A 14,149-nucleotide genomic window follows, 5' to 3' on the forward strand; every position below is an offset into this window, starting at 1 on the left:
GTCCTCGACGAGGCATCCGGGCCCTCCCCGCCCGACGGCTCAGAGGAACGTACGGCCCTCGCCCCGGTACGTCGGCACGGTGGCCGTCACCCGCTCGCCCTCGACCAGGTGCAGCGAGGCGAAGCGCTCGCAGAGCTCCCCGGCCTTCGCGTGCCGGAACCACACCTTGTCGCCGACGAGCAGATCGTCCGCAGGCGGGCCCAGCAGCGGCGTCTGCACCTCGCCCGCACCTTCCATCAGGTCGTAGCGGAGCCCTTCCGGCAGGTACGGCACCGGCAGCCGGTCGCGCCCGGCGGCGCCCGAGGCCGGGTAACCGCCGCCGAGCACCGTCACCACGCCGACGCCAGGGCGGCGCACGACGGGCTGCGCGAACCACGCCGCGGGACGCCCGCTGAACGACGTGTAGTCGTCGAAGAGCCTCGGCAGGTACAGGCCGGAGCCGGCGGCGATCTCCGTGACCGCGTCCTCCGCCGCGGTGTGCTGCACACTGCCGGTGCCGCCGCCGTTCACGAACTCCAGGTCCGGGGCCACCGCCCGCACCGCCCGCACCACGTCCGCCCGCCGCCGAGCCAGCTCGCGCCGGGCCGCGGACTGCATCAGCCTCACCACCCGCGAGCGCAGCGGACTGCCCGCGACCGCGTCACCGACTCCAGCGACATGCCCCTCGTAAGCCATCAGCCCCACCAGCCGGAAGCCGGGGCGGGCGACGATCGCGCGGGCGAGCTCGGCCAGGTCCTCGGGGGTGCGCAGCGGCGAGCGGCGCGCACCGAATCGGATCCGGCCTCCCAGCAGACGGAGAGAGGTGTCCAGTTCCAGACAGACCCGGACCTCCTCGGTGCCGCCGTCCCGGGCGCGGTCGATCAGGTCCAGCTGCGCGGGGTCGTCGACCATGACCGTCACGACGCCGACGAGCTTGGCGTCACCGGCCAGTTCGGCGAAACCGGCGCGGTCGGCGGACGGGTAGGCGAGGAGCACATCGCCGAAACCCGCCCGGGCCAGCCAGATCGACTCCTCCAGCGTGTAGGACATGATCCCTGAGAAGCCGTCCTTCGCCAGCACCCGCTCGAGCAGCGCCCGGCACCGCACGGACTTGCTGGCCACCCGGACCGGTTTCCCGCCCGCGCGCCTGACCAGATCCGCCGCGTTGGCGTCGAACGCCTCCAGGTCCACGATGGCGAGGGGCGCGTCGAGGTGTGCGGTGGCCCGGTCGTACCGGGTCCTGAGAGCGGCACGGGGAGTCATGCGCAGAGCTTGTCAGACCGGTCTACCCGAGGGTAGGGGGACGTTCTGCGCAGATCCCCCCGGGGTCGCGATCCTGTTCCCTTCCGACGTGCGCCAGCCCGTAGAGTGAGGGGGCGCGGCGACGAACGGGCCTGCCCCGAAAGGCGATCCGGCGGCGGTACGAACACCAGGAAACGGGGGGCGGATGAGCACCGAGGCGCAGCGCCCGCGTGTCCCCTCCCGCCCGCCCCACGGCCCGCAGGTACCGGACCGCGAGCATGCCGAGACGACCACCCGTCTTCGTCCGCTCAAGGACTCCGCCCCGGACCCCCGAGTCGGCTCCGTCCCGCCGGCACCCCGCCCGCGCACCGCACCAGCTGACGCCCCTTCAGCCCCCGCGCCCCGATCCCGCACGGCCGCCACCACGGGCCACGCCGTTTCGATGTCCTCGGCCGGCGCCGGGAACGACCCTGCCCGGGCTGCGACTGATCCGGGCCGCGCCGGGAACGCTCCCGCCCGGGCTGCGAGCGAGCCTGCCCGGGCCGAGAACGCTCCCGCCCGGGCTGCGAGCGAGCCTGCCCGGGCCGAGAACGCTCCCGCCCGCGCCGCGAACGATCCGGGCCCCGTCGCGAATGCTCCCGCCCGGGCTGCGAGCGAGCCTGCCCGGGCCGGGAACGACCCTGCCCGCGCCGCCAGCTACCCGGCGAGGTCCGGAACGGACCCGACCGGCCCGACCAGACCGACTCCCGGATCGGCGTCCCCCCGCTCGCCGCAGCCGTCGGCACCTCAGGCCACGGGCAGCGGTCCGAGTGCTCCGGCGCTCCGTGGGGCGGGCCCGGGTGTTTCCGCTGGCCGGCCCGCCCGGCCGCCCGCCCGCCCGTCTTCCGTCAGCCGCCCGGCCGCTCGCGCGCCCCGTGCCGTCGAGGAGATACCTCCGCGCCCCCTCACGCCGCCGAGCGCCGGTGGTGCGCCGGGGACGCCCTCCGTTCCCTCCGCGCCCGGAACGCCTCCCGCGCCGGCAGGAGCCCCGGCGCCCGGAACGCCTCCCGCGCCGGCAGGAGCCCCGACACCCGTGACGCCCCCGGCACCCGTGAGGGCCACCGCCCCCGGAGGGCCGCCGGCAGTCACCGCTCCTTCCGTGCCCGCGCCGCCCGCCCCGTACCCCGCACCCGCCCCGGCTGCCGGCGGGGCGGCGAGGGCCGTAGGTGTCCCGGGTGCCCCGGGCAGCCCCTGGCCGTGGACGTCGCCCGGCGTTCCTCCGAGGCCCGGCGCGGGCCCTTTTCCCGAGACGCCCACCGAGATCACGACCCGGCTGCGGCCCGTCCGGGACCGGCGCCCCGCCAGGACCGTGAGTGCCGTGGTCTGTCTCGTACTCGGGCTCGGGCTGATCGGCGGAGCGGTCACCGGAAGCTGGCTGTTGGATGATTCGGCCGCGTCGCCCGCCTCGCAGCCCCTCTACACCGACGCCCGTAAGCTCTGGCACAGCGTCCCCGTCGACTCGCTCTTCCCGCCCACGATCAAGGGCGCCGGCGCGGGACCCGGTGGCGCCGACCGGGTGTGGACCCGGGTCGCGGTCGCGCCCGACGGCCCGTGCACCGGCGCGTTCGACCCGTTGCTGCTCAGGGCGCTCCAGCCGGTCGGCTGCCTGCGGGTCCTCCGCGCCACCTACACCGACGCCACCGCCTCCAGCGTCACCACCGTCGGCATGGTCGTCACCGAGGCGGACCGGGACGGCATGGCGGCCCTGCGCAAGCGGTTCTCCGAGGAGGGACTGGACGAGCGCACCGATCTGCTGCCCCGCGCATACGCGGTCCCCGGCACCCCCGCCGCGGGCTTCGGCGACCGCCAGCGGGCCAGCTGGACCGTCAGCGTGCTCACCGACGCGCCCGTCGTCGTCTTCGCCGTCTCCGGGTTCGCCGACGGCCGCCCCGTCGCCGACCCCATGCCCGCCGCCGAGGCCACGGTCCCCGGCGACGCGTCCGCCCCCGCCCAGGCCGGCCTCGGCCACGAGGCCAAGGGAATCGCGGACCGCATCGAGCGCGCCCTGCGCGAGTCCGCCACCCCACCGGAGCGCCCCGAATGACGGCAGCACGCCTCCGCACCCGCGCCACGCCCCGACGGCTCCTGGGGGCGGTGGCCACGGCCGTCGCGTTCTCCCTCGTCGCCGCCGCGCCCGCGCAGGCCGACGGGATCCGGGTCCGGCAGTGGGCCCTGGACGCCCTGCACACCGAGGACGCGTGGCGTACGACCAAGGGCGCGGGCATCACCGTCGCGGTGCTCGACACCGGAGTCGACGACAGCCATCCGGATCTGGAGGGCAGCGTCCTTCCCACGAAGGACCTCATCGGGTTCGGGGCGAAGCGGGGCGACCGCGCCTGGGCCCGGCACGGCACGGCGATGGCCGGGATCATCGCCGGGCACGGCCACGGTCCGGGCCGTGAGGACGGAGTGCTCGGAATCGCCCCCGAGGCCAGGATCCTGCCCGTGCGGGTGATCCTGGAAGGTTCCGACCCCGCCCGCAGCAAGGCGCGGAGCACCCGTGGCACGGCCCTCGCCCGGGGAATCCGCTGGGCCGCCGACAACGGCGCCGACGTCATCAACCTCTCCCTCGGCGACGACAGCGAGTCCGCCCACCCCGACGCCGGTGAGGACGCCGCCGTGCAGTACGCCCTCGCCAAGGGCGCGGTCGTCGTCGCCTCGGCGGGCAACGGGGGCGAGAAGGGCGACCACATCTCGTACCCGGCCGCCTACCCCGGTGTCATCGCCGTCGCCGCCGTCGACCGCTACGGCACCCACGCCTCCTTCTCCACCCGGCGCTGGTACGCCACGGTCAGCGCCCCCGGCGTCGACGTCGTCATCGCCGATCCCGACCGCAAGTACTACGAGGGCTGGGGCACCAGCGCGGCGTCCGCCTTCGTCTCCGGCGCGGTCGCGCTCGTCCGCGCCGCGCACCCCGGCCTCACCCCCGCCCAGATCAAGCGTCTCCTCGCCGACACCGCCCGAGGCGGTCCGAAGAACGGGCGCGACGACTCCAAGGGGTACGGCATCGTCGACCCGGCGGCCGCGATCGTGAACGGCGGCAGGCCGCCGACCGGCGGCGTCGACCCGGAGACCGCGTCCGTCCAGGGCCACCGCAAGCAGTACTTCGGCACGGGACCGGACGACTCCCCGGCCCAGCCGGGCGGCGGCTGGCTGGCCCCCGTCACCGGCGGCCTCGGCGCGCTGCTGCTGGCCGCGGCGGTCGTACTGTGGCGCGGCCGCCGGGCCTGAACCCTGCCGGGGCCCGGTGCGGCTCCCCGCCGTCCGGGGCACCACCGCCGACGAACTAGGCTCGTCGCGTGGCGCTCAAGAACATTCCCGACCCCGGCTTCTCCGACGACGACGGCACCGCCGACCCGGCCCTGGAGGCGGCGCTCGCCGCGTGGGCCCGGGACCGGACGGCCGAGGGACCCGTGCTGGAGGCGCTCAAGGGTGCCCGGCTCCTCGTCCCGGTCGTCGCCGTGCTCGGGGAGGTCGAGGAGGACGAGTCGGGACTGCGCCGTGAGAAGACCAGCGACATGGCCGTCCCCACGCTGACGGCGGGAAACCGCCGCGCCCTGCCCGCGTTCACGTCGACCGCCTCGCTCGCCCTGTGGGACCCGCAGGCCAGGCCCGTCGCCGTGCCCCTGCACCAGGCCCTCCAGGCGGCCGCCCACGAGAAGGCCGACACCGTGGTCCTGGATCTCGCCGGTCCGGTGCCGTACGAGCTGACCGGGCGTACGCTGCTGGCCCTCGCCGAGGGGCGCACCAGCACCGACCCGCTGGCCGACCCGGCCGTGGCCCGGGCGGTACGGGCCGTGGTGGCCGCCGAGCCCGCGGTGCTGCGCGCCCATCTCGGCCCCGGCAGCGCCGACGGCACGCTCGCGCTCGTCCTCGACGAAGGGGCCGGCGCGTCCCCCGCCGAGGCCGCACAGCGCGTCGCCCTTGCCCTGGCCGAGGATGAGACGCTCAGGGCCCGGCTGGTGCGCGGACTCGACCTCGCGCTGCTGCCCGCGTCGGCGGTGCCGCCGGGAGAGCCCCTGTACATGCGGGCCTGAGGGCACCGCATATCGTGTGCTCCATGAGTGACGCGACCCCCACCCCCGAGCAGCCCGCGGGCGAGCAGGCTCCCGACTTCGCCGCCATGACCCGCGACATCGCGGAGGTCCCCGCGGTCGAGGTGATCGTCACGGTCGCGGTGAACCTGATGAGCGCCGCCGCGGTGAAGCTGGGACTCACCGAGGACGGCGACGAGCACAAGGACCTGGACGAGGCCCGGAAGCTGGTCCACGCGCTGGCCGGTCTCCTCGACGCGGGCGTCACGGAGATCAGCTCCTTCCACGCGGCACCGCTGCGGGACGGGCTGAAGTCCCTCCAGCTGGCGTTCCGCGAGGCCTCGGTCGTCCCGGACGAGCCGGGCCAGGGCCCGGGCGAGAAGTACACCGGACCGGTCTACGGCTAGCCGGCCCGTCGGCCGGGCGGTACGTCCGCCTCCTTCGTCCGCCCGCGTTTCGCGCGGCCTGCCCGTCCTCCGGTTCGCCCCTTCGGACCGGAGCTGCTAACCTTGTGTAACGACCGGTCGGACACGCATGTGCCCGACCCACAAGTGGAGGCTCCGATCTCCCACCTGGCCGCTCTCAGGGGCGGCGGGTCACCGGTCAGACGGCGCCCATCGTTCCGTACGGACGATGGAGCCGTCCGAAGTAGCGCCCCGCGGTTGACGCGTCGGTGCTCCGGTATCCGAGGAGCCCCGCCTGTGTCCCGTCGGGGCATTTTTGTTGCACCGGCGCGGTTGGTCCGTACAGAAACAGACGTTGCGCGGCTGTCCGCCAGACCGCCGCGTGGTGCTACCGAGGAGGATCCATCAGCGCCGAGCCCCGCATCAACGACCGGATTCGCGTTCCCGAGGTGCGACTTGTCGGTCCCAGCGGCGAGCAGGTCGGGATTGTTCCGCTTGCCAAGGCCCTGGAGCTTGCGCAGGAGTACGACCTCGACCTCGTCGAGGTGGCGGCGAACGCCCGTCCGCCGGTCTGCAAGCTCATGGACTACGGGAAGTTCAAGTACGAGTCGGCCATGAAGGCCCGTGAGGCGCGCAAGAACCAGGCGCACACGGTCATCAAGGAGATGAAGCTCCGGCCGAAGATCGACCCGCACGACTACGACACCAAGAAGGGTCACGTCGTCCGGTTCCTCAAGCAGGGCGACAAGGTCAAGATCACGATCATGTTCCGTGGTCGCGAGCAGTCCCGGCCGGAGCTCGGCTACCGGCTGCTGCAGCGGCTGGCGGAGGACGTCCAGGACCTCGGTTTCGTGGAGTCGAACCCGAAGCAGGACGGCCGCAACATGATCATGGTTCTCGGTCCGCACAAGAAGAAGACCGAGGCGATGGCCGAGGCCCGTGAGGCGCAGGCCGCCCGCAAGGCGGAGCGCCAGGGGGACCGGTCCGCGCAGGCCGCGGCCACCCCCGAAGAGCCCGCCGAGGCCTGATTCCGGGGCCCGTCCCGGACATCAACCGATACATCTGACGCTTTCGCCTGCCGGTTTGCGGCCGGTGACGGAAGCGCCACTGACGAGGAGAGAACGGCGCGATGCCGAAGAACAAGACGCACAGCGGTGCCAAGAAGCGCTTCAAGATCACCGGCTCCGGCAAGGTGCTCCGCGAGCGTGCCGGCAAGCGCCACCTGCTCGAGCACAAGTCGTCCAAGCTGACGCGTCGCCTCACCGGCAACGCCGAGATGGCCCCGGGTGACGCCGCCAAGATCAAGAAGATGCTGGGCATCTGATTGACCTCGCGCCCTCGGTGACCGGGGGCTTCCGGGCAAGACCGGGACCAATTCGTTTCCGGGCCGTGTGAGGACAACCGCGGCCCCGCTACAAGGAGTCAAAAAGTGGCACGCGTCAAGCGGGCAGTCAACGCCCACAAGAAGCGCCGGGCGATCCTCGAGCAGGCCAGCGGCTACCGCGGTCAGCGTTCCCGGCTGTACCGCAAGGCGAAGGAGCAGGTCACCCACTCCCTCGTCTACAACTACAACGACCGCAAGAAGCGCAAGGGCGACTTCCGCCAGCTGTGGATCCAGCGCATCAACGCCGCTGCCCGCGCGAACGGCATCACCTACAACCGCTTCATCCAGGGTCTGAAGGCCGCCAACGTCGAGGTGGACCGCAAGATCCTGGCGGAGCTCGCGGTCAACGACGCCAACGCGTTCGCCGCGCTCGTCGAGGTCGCCCAGAAGGCGCTCCCGAGCGACGTCAACGCCCCGAAGGCCGCGGCCTGACGGTCGCGTCCCACCGGACGACAGCCCGGACCCGCAGGCCGACGGTCTGCGGGTCCGAGTGTGTTCCGGACCGGCGCGTGCGGGGCCGTACCACCGCACCGCACGTTACGCACCGCACCGAACGCGCCGCCGCCCGCGTACCGCGGAACGCCACAAGGAAGTGAGAGCCCCCATGGGGACCCCCGAGCTGATCTCCCCGCGGTCTCCGCGGGTCGTCGCCGCGCGGCGGCTCGCCAAGCGGAACTTCCGCTCCAAGGAGCGGCTCTTCCTCGCCGAGGGACCGCAGGCCGTGCGTGAGGCGGTCGCGCACCGGGGCGGCGACGGCCTGCCGACGCTCGTCGAGCTCTTCACCACCGTCGAGGCCGCCGAGCGCTACGCGGACATCATCGACGCCGCCCGTGCCGCCGGGGCCCGGATCCACCACGCACCCGACACCGTGCTCGCGGAGGTCTCCCAGACCGTGACGCCGCAGGGCCTCGTCGGGGTCTGCCGCTTCCTCGACTCGCCGTTCGAGGACATCCTGACCGCCCGTCCGAGGCTGGTGGCCGTGCTGGCGCACGTGCGCGACCCCGGGAACGCCGGCACGGTGCTGCGCTGCGCGGACGCGGCCGGTGCCGACGCGGTCGTGCTCACCGACGCCTCGGTGGACCTCTACAACCCCAAGTCGGTCCGGGCCTCGGTCGGCTCGCTCTTCCATCTGCCCGTCGCGGTCGGCGTACCCGTCGAGCGGGCCGTCAGCGGGCTGGGGGCGGCGGGCGTGCGCGTCCTCGCCGCCGACGGCGCCGGTGAGGACGACCTGGACGACGAGCTCGACGCCGGGACCATGTCCGGGCCGACCGCGTGGATCTTCGGCAACGAGGCGTGGGGCCTCCCCGAGGAGACCCGGGCACTCGCCGACGCCGTCGTTCGCGTGCCGATCCACGGCAGGGCCGAGAGTCTCAACCTCGCCACCGCAGCCGCCGTCTGCCTCTACGCCTCCGCACGGGCACAGCGCAACCCCGGCGGCTGCAGCGCCGCCACCGGCCGCCGGGACGGGTCCGACGGTCCCTCCGGACCCGCCTGATCCAGTCCGCCCGTCCGGCGGTACCGGCCGTGCCGCGCCGCGAGTGCGCCCGGCCGGCGACGCCCGGCAGTCCGGGCGGACGGCGCCGCTTTCCGGCCACGCTTCGGCCGACGTCGACCACCGGTGGACGCAGGGTGTCGCTCCGTCACCACCGACTAGTAGGGTGACGGGCTCGGGGACCCACTGCACCGGTTCGAGAGGTGGGGTACGGGGATGACTGTCGGCACCAGCGGGCCGTCCGAGGCGTTCCTGGCGTTGGCACGCGCCGGGGACGGCGCGGGTCCTGGCATCGGCCCGGACGACCTCCCCGACGGCCTCGTCGTCGCCGACGAGAACGGCCGGATCGTCTGCTTCAACGCCGCCGCCGCGCGCATCACCGCCGTGCCCGCCGCCCGCGCCCTCGGCCGGCCGCTGGAGCACGTGCTGCCCCTGGAGGACCTCAAGGGGCGCCGCTGGTGGCCGCTCACCGATCCCTACGGCGGCCTCGCCACCCGGGTCGGCCAGCCCGAGCGCAATCTGCTGCTGCCGGGCGGCCGCGAGGTCCTGGTCTCGGCCCGCTACGTACGCGAGGCGCCCACGGGCCCCGTGCTCCGCGTCGTCGTCAGCCTCCGCGGCACCGAGGCGCGCCGCCGCACCGAGCGCAGCCACGCCGAGCTGATCGCCACCGTCGCCCATGAACTGCGCTCCCCGCTGACCTCGGTCAAGGGGTTCACCGCCACCCTGCTCGCCAAGTGGGAGCGCTTCACCGACGACCAGAAGCGGCTGATGCTGGAGACCGTCGACGCCGATGCCAACCGCGTGACCCGGCTGATCGCGGAGCTCCTCGACATCTCGCGCATCGACTCCGGCCGGCTGGAGGTGCGGCGCCAGCCCGTCGACGTCGCCGCCGCCGTCGGCCGCCACGTCCAGGCGTACACCGCGGGCGGCCAGTCCCCGGACCGCTTCTTCGTCCGCGTCCACCACGACCTGCCCGAGCTGTGGGCGGATCCCGACAAGATCGACCAGGTTCTCGGCAACCTCCTTGAAAATGCGGTGCGCCACGGGGACGGAACGGTCACCATCGAGGTGGCACCCGCGTTCGGCAGCAGCGATGAGAAGGGAACGGCCGTCACCGTGAGCGACGAAGGCCCCGGCATCCCCGAGGAGTCGATGGGCCGTGTCTTCACCCGCTTCTGGCGGGGGAGCAAGCGCGGTGGCACCGGTCTCGGCCTGTACATCGTGAAGGGCATCGTCGAGGCGCACGGTGGGACGATCACCGTGGGCCGCGGCCCGGGCGGCGGCGCGGAGTTCCGATTTACGTTGCCCGTGGGCACGCCCGCCTATCTCACCTGATAGGCGCCCCGGCGGCCCACGGGCTCATTCGCGTACCGTCACCCCGCTAAACTCGTCCTTTGGCACCTTTGCGTCCTCGGTCGTCGAGCGGGGGCCCCAGCCACCCCATCGGAAGCACGGGAAGAGATGTCGGCACCCAACAAGTCGTACGACCCTGTCGAGGTCGAGGCACTGAAACCGGAAGAGATCGAGCGCATGCGGGACGAGGCGCTCGACGCCTTCGCCGCCGCGGGCGACCTCGACGCGCTCCACGAGGCGAAGATCGCGCACACCGGCCCCACCTCGCCGCTCGCGCTCGCCAACCGTGAGATCGGCGCCCTGCCGCCGCACGCCAAGGCCGAGGCCGGCAAGCGTGTGGGCCAGGCCCGCGGTGCCGTCAACAAGTCCCTGGCCGCGCGCCAGGCCGAACTGGAGGCCGAGCGCGACGCCCGGGTGCTGGTCGAGGAGGCGGTGGACGTCACGCTGCCCCACGACCGCACCCCGTCCGGCGCCCGCCACCCGCTGACCACGCTGTCGGAGCGCATCGAGGACGTCTTCGTGGCCATGGGCTACGAGGTCGCCGAGGGCCCCGAGGTCGAGACCGAGTGGCTGAACTTCGACGCGCTGAACATCGCGGCCGACCACCCCGCCCGCGGTGAGCACGACACCTTCTTCGTGAGGGGCGCCGAGGGCACCGGCGGCGAGGGGGACGAGTCCGCCTCCGGCGTGGTGCTGCGCACGCACACGTCGCCCGTACAGGTCCGCTCGATGCTGGACCGCGAGCCGCCGCTGTACGTGATCTGCCCCGGCCGCGTGTACCGCACCGACGACCTGGACGCCACCCACACCCCGGTGTTCCACCAGGTCGAGCTGCTCGCCGTGGACGAGGGCCTCACCATGGCCGACCTCAAGGGCACCCTGGACCACATGGTCCGCGCGCTCTTCGGCGGCGAGGGAATGAAGACCCGGCTCCGGCCGAACTTCTTCCCCTTCACCGAGCCGTCCGCCGAGATGGACATGGTCTGCTACGTCTGCCGGGGCGAGTCCGTCGGCAACCCGGACCGGCCCTGCCGCACCTGCTCCAGCGAGGGCTGGATCGAGCTCGGCGGCTGCGGAATGGTCAACCCGAAGGTGCTGACCGCCTGCGGCGTCGACCCCGAGAAGTACAGCGGATTCGCCTTCGGGTTCGGCATCGAGCGGATGCTGATGTTCCGCCACAACGTCGAAGACATGCGAGACATGGTCGAGGGTGACGTCCGGTTCACCCGGCCCTTCGGGATGGAGATCTGATGCGGATCCCGCTTTCATGGCTGCGGGAGTACGTCGACCTGCCGGCGACGGAGACCGGCCGTGACGTACAGGCCAAACTCATCTCGGCCGGCCTCGAGGTCGAGACCGTCGAGCAGCTCGGCGCCGGGCTCACCGGCCCGCTGGTCGTCGGCCGGGTGCTGACCGTCGAGGAACTGACCGAGTTCAAGAAGCCCATCCGCTTCTGCACGGTCGACGTGGGCCGGTCCAACCAGACCGGCGAGCCCCAGGAGATCATCTGCGGCGCCCGCAACTTCGCCGTCGGCGACAAGGTCGTCGTGGCGCTGCCCGGCGCCGTCCTGCCCGGCGACTTCCGCATCGCCGAGCGCAAGACGTACGGCCGGATGTCCCGCGGCATGATCTGCTCCGGCGACGAGCTCGGCCTGGGTGACTGGGGGGCGGGGACGCACGGCATCATCGTGCTCCCGCCCGAGATCGAGGTCGGCACCGACGCCACCGAGCTGCTGGAGCTGTACGACGAGGTCCTGGACATCGCCGTCACCCCCGACCGCGGCTACGCCCTGTCGATGCGCGGTGTCGCCCGCGAGACCGCCACCGCCTACGGGCTGCCGCTGCGCGACCCGGCCCTGCTCGACGTGCCCGCGCCGAACTCCTACGGCTACCAGGTGCGGATCGCCGACCCGATCGGCTGCGACCGCTTCACCGCGCGCACCGTCGTCGGGCTCGACCCCGAGGCCCGCTCGCCGATCTGGATGCAGCGCCGACTGCAGAAGGCCGGGATGCGGCCGATCTCGCTGGCCGTCGACATCACCAACTACGTGATGCTGGAGCTCGGCCAGCCCCTGCACGCCTACGACCGCAACCGGCTCGACGGCCCGATCGGGGTCCGCCGCGCCGAGGCCGGCGAGAAGTTCACCACCCTCGACGGGGTCAAGCGCGTCCTGGACGCCCAGGACCTGGTCATCACCGACAGCCGCGGGCCGATCGGCCTCGCGGGCGTGATGGGCGGGGCGAACACGGAGATCGCCGACTCCGAGACCGACCCGGAGACGGGCGAGGTGCGCGGCACCACCGAGGTCGTCGTCGAGGCCGCCCACTTCGACCCGGTCGCCATCGCCCGCACGGCCCGCCGCCACAAGCTGTCCTCCGAGGCGTCCCGGCGCTTCGAGCGAGGAGTGGACCCGCAGGCCGCCGCCGCAGCCGCGCAGCGCACCGTCGACCTGCTCGTCCTGCTGGCCGGCGGCACCGCCGAGGCCGGGGTCACCGAGATCGTCGCCCCGTCCGCGCCGCGCACCATCACGATGCGGGCCGACCACCCGGACCGGGTCGCTGGTGTCGCCTACGGCCGCGAGACCGTGGTCCGCCGGCTGCAGGAAGTCGGCTGCGACGTGTACGGCCAGGACGAGCTCCTGGTGACCGTCCCGTCGTGGCGTCCCGACCTGCACGAGCCGAACGACCTCGCCGAGGAGGTCATCCGGCTGGAGGGGTACGAGAACCTCCCGTCCACGCTGCCCACCCCGCCCTCCGGCCGCGGGCTCACCGCCCGCCAGCGGCTGCACCGCCGCGTCGGCCGCGCACTGTCCGGCGCCGGCTACGTCGAGGCGCTGAACTACCCGTTCGTCGGCGAGGCGGTCCTGGACCAGTTCGGTCTGGCGGCCGACGACCCCCGGCGCACGGTGGTCACGCTGGCCAACCCGATCTCCGACGAGGAGCCGGCGCTGCGCACCACCCTGCTGCCCGGACTGCTCTCCGCGCTGCGCCGCAACGTCGGCCGGGGTTCGCACGACCTGGCGCTCTTCGAGACCGGGCTGGTCTTCCGGCCCACCGGTGAGGAGACGGTCCCGGGCGTGCTGCCGGTCGACCGCCGCCCGACCGACGAGGAGATCGCGGTGCTGAACGCGGCGCTGCCGCACCAGCCGCGCCGGGTCGCCACCGTCCTGGCGGGCGCGCGCGAACAGGCCGGATGGTGGGGCGAGGGCCGTCCCGCGGACTGGGCGGACGCGATCGAGTCCGCCCGGGCGGTCGCGCGTGAGGCCGGTGCCGGGCTCACCGTCCGCGCCGACCAGCACATGCCGTGGCACCCGGGCCGCTGCGCCGCGCTGTACGCCTCGGTGGACGGCGAGGAGACGCTCGTCGGTCACGCGGGCGAACTGCACCCGCGCGTCATCAAGGCGCTCGGACTGCCGGAGCGCACCTGCGCGATGGAGCTGGAGCTGGACCTGCTGGAGCGGGCCGGAGAGGGCGCCCTCCAGGCACCGCGGATCTCCACCTTCCCGGTGGCCACGCAGGACGTCGCACTGGTCGTCGCCGCGGAGGTGCCCGCGGCCGACGTCGAGAAGGCGCTGCACGAGGGTGCGGGCGAACTGCTCGAGTCCATCCGCCTGTTCGACGTCTTCGAGGGCGAGCAGATCGGCGAGGGCAGGAAGTCGCTGGCGTACGCGCTGCGGTTCCGCGCCCCCGACCGGACGCTGACCGTCGAGGAGGCGTCGGCCGCCCGCGACGCCGCCGTCTCGCTCGCCGGCGAGCGCACCGGAGCGGTGCTGCGCGGCGCCTGAGCGTCCACCGCCGACAGCGCGAGGGGCGCGTCCGGACCAGGTCCGGACGCGCCCCTCGCGCATGCACACCACCGTCCCGCTCCCTCGAGCCCACTCGACAGGTGAGTGTCGCGGCGGGGGATCGCCGCGGTGATGCGCGGGCCCGTCCGGCCGCCGGACCGCTCGGCCCCCGCCCGTGCCGTCCGTCTCGCCCCGTGGGCCGCTCCCCGCCGTCGCGCCACCCGGACGGCGGGCCGTGCGGTGCCCCGGGCACGCCGCCGCGGCACGAAGAGCGGACACGGGTGCCGGCGCAGTCCGTCACCGGAGCTGCGCCGTTCCCGCCCTGATCCCTCCAATCACCGACGGGGAAAGGGCTGTTCGCGGCCGGCGCCGTCCGTCCTGCCGCGGAGTGTCGGGCAGATCAGCAGGACGGACGGCGCGGATGCGGGCCGCCGCAC

The 14,149-nt window shown here is 73.8% G+C and carries 12 protein-coding genes; 11 read left to right on the plus strand and 1 reads right to left on the minus strand.

Annotated features, from left to right (window positions below):
* Window positions 1-39: 39 nt before the first annotated feature.
* Window positions 40-1,242: an amino acid deaminase/aldolase gene (locus FEF34_RS31710; protein ID WP_138056230.1), complete on the minus strand. Its 1,203-nt coding sequence runs from the start codon at window positions 1,240-1,242 to the stop codon at window positions 40-42.
* A 1,336-nt stretch (window positions 1,243-2,578) separates the two neighbouring features.
* Here FEF34_RS31710 and FEF34_RS31715 point away from each other — a divergent pair.
* The 11 genes from FEF34_RS31715 (at window position 2,579) to pheT (ending at window position 13,712) form a co-directional block, all read left to right on the plus strand.
* Window positions 2,579-3,304, plus strand: a complete 726-nt coding sequence (locus FEF34_RS31715) for a hypothetical protein (RefSeq protein ID WP_234042624.1) — start codon at window positions 2,579-2,581, stop codon at window positions 3,302-3,304.
* A complete protein-coding gene (gene mycP, locus FEF34_RS31720; RefSeq protein ID WP_138056231.1) occupies window positions 3,301-4,491 on the plus strand; it encodes a type VII secretion-associated serine protease mycosin in 1,191 nt (396 codons plus the stop codon). Before FEF34_RS31715 ends, mycP begins: the two co-directional genes overlap by 4 nt.
* 68 nt (window positions 4,492-4,559) lie before the next feature.
* Window positions 4,560-5,297: an SseB family protein gene (locus tag FEF34_RS31725; protein WP_138056232.1), complete on the plus strand. Its 738-nt coding sequence runs from the start codon at window positions 4,560-4,562 to the stop codon at window positions 5,295-5,297.
* A gap of 23 nt (window positions 5,298-5,320) precedes the next feature.
* On the plus strand, window positions 5,321-5,701 hold the full coding sequence (locus FEF34_RS31730) for a DUF1844 domain-containing protein (RefSeq protein ID WP_138056233.1): 381 nt from the start codon (window positions 5,321-5,323) through the stop codon (window positions 5,699-5,701).
* A gap of 401 nt (window positions 5,702-6,102) precedes the next feature.
* Window positions 6,103-6,726, plus strand: a complete 624-nt coding sequence (gene infC / locus FEF34_RS31740) for a translation initiation factor IF-3 (RefSeq protein ID WP_138057848.1) — start codon at window positions 6,103-6,105, stop codon at window positions 6,724-6,726.
* Between the two features lie 101 nt (window positions 6,727-6,827).
* Window positions 6,828-7,022: a 50S ribosomal protein L35 gene (gene rpmI, locus FEF34_RS31745; RefSeq protein ID WP_019884943.1), complete on the plus strand. Its 195-nt coding sequence runs from the start codon at window positions 6,828-6,830 to the stop codon at window positions 7,020-7,022.
* A gap of 105 nt (window positions 7,023-7,127) precedes the next feature.
* Window positions 7,128-7,514, plus strand: coding sequence for a 50S ribosomal protein L20 (rplT, locus tag FEF34_RS31750; protein ID WP_017945472.1), 387 nt, complete (start codon window positions 7,128-7,130; stop codon window positions 7,512-7,514).
* A 172-nt stretch (window positions 7,515-7,686) separates the two neighbouring features.
* Window positions 7,687-8,577: a TrmH family RNA methyltransferase gene (locus FEF34_RS31755; RefSeq protein ID WP_138056234.1), complete on the plus strand. Its 891-nt coding sequence runs from the start codon at window positions 7,687-7,689 to the stop codon at window positions 8,575-8,577.
* Between the two features lie 213 nt (window positions 8,578-8,790).
* Window positions 8,791-9,909: a sensor histidine kinase gene (locus FEF34_RS31760; protein WP_138056235.1), complete on the plus strand. Its 1,119-nt coding sequence runs from the start codon at window positions 8,791-8,793 to the stop codon at window positions 9,907-9,909.
* Between the two features lie 126 nt (window positions 9,910-10,035).
* On the plus strand, window positions 10,036-11,178 hold the full coding sequence (gene pheS / locus FEF34_RS31765) for a phenylalanine--tRNA ligase subunit alpha (protein ID WP_138056236.1): 1,143 nt from the start codon (window positions 10,036-10,038) through the stop codon (window positions 11,176-11,178).
* On the plus strand, window positions 11,178-13,712 hold the full coding sequence (gene pheT / locus FEF34_RS31770; protein ID WP_138056237.1) for a phenylalanine--tRNA ligase subunit beta: 2,535 nt from the start codon (window positions 11,178-11,180) through the stop codon (window positions 13,710-13,712). Before pheS ends, pheT begins: the two co-directional genes overlap by 1 nt.
* The last annotated feature ends 437 nt before the right edge of the window (window positions 13,713-14,149 follow it).

Source organism: Streptomyces marianii, assembly GCF_005795905.1.
GTDB classification, from domain to species: domain Bacteria; phylum Actinomycetota; class Actinomycetes; order Streptomycetales; family Streptomycetaceae; genus Streptomyces; species Streptomyces marianii.

What these genes read in the sequence shown, in the direction of transcription:
- FEF34_RS31710 (WP_138056230.1), bottom strand. Translation starts at nt 1,242, where the DNA reads ATGACTCCCCGTGCCGCTCTCAGGACCCGGTACGACCGGGCCACCGCA.
- mycP (WP_138056231.1), top strand. Translation starts at nt 3,301, where the DNA reads ATGACGGCAGCACGCCTCCGCACCCGCGCCACGCCCCGACGGCTCCTG.
- FEF34_RS31730 (WP_138056233.1), top strand. Translation starts at nt 5,321, where the DNA reads ATGAGTGACGCGACCCCCACCCCCGAGCAGCCCGCGGGCGAGCAGGCT.
- rpmI (WP_019884943.1), top strand. Translation starts at nt 6,828, where the DNA reads ATGCCGAAGAACAAGACGCACAGCGGTGCCAAGAAGCGCTTCAAGATC.
- FEF34_RS31755 (WP_138056234.1), top strand. Translation starts at nt 7,687, where the DNA reads ATGGGGACCCCCGAGCTGATCTCCCCGCGGTCTCCGCGGGTCGTCGCC.
- FEF34_RS31760 (WP_138056235.1), top strand. Translation starts at nt 8,791, where the DNA reads ATGACTGTCGGCACCAGCGGGCCGTCCGAGGCGTTCCTGGCGTTGGCA.
- pheS (WP_138056236.1), top strand. Translation starts at nt 10,036, where the DNA reads ATGTCGGCACCCAACAAGTCGTACGACCCTGTCGAGGTCGAGGCACTG.
- pheT (WP_138056237.1), top strand. Translation starts at nt 11,178, where the DNA reads ATGCGGATCCCGCTTTCATGGCTGCGGGAGTACGTCGACCTGCCGGCG.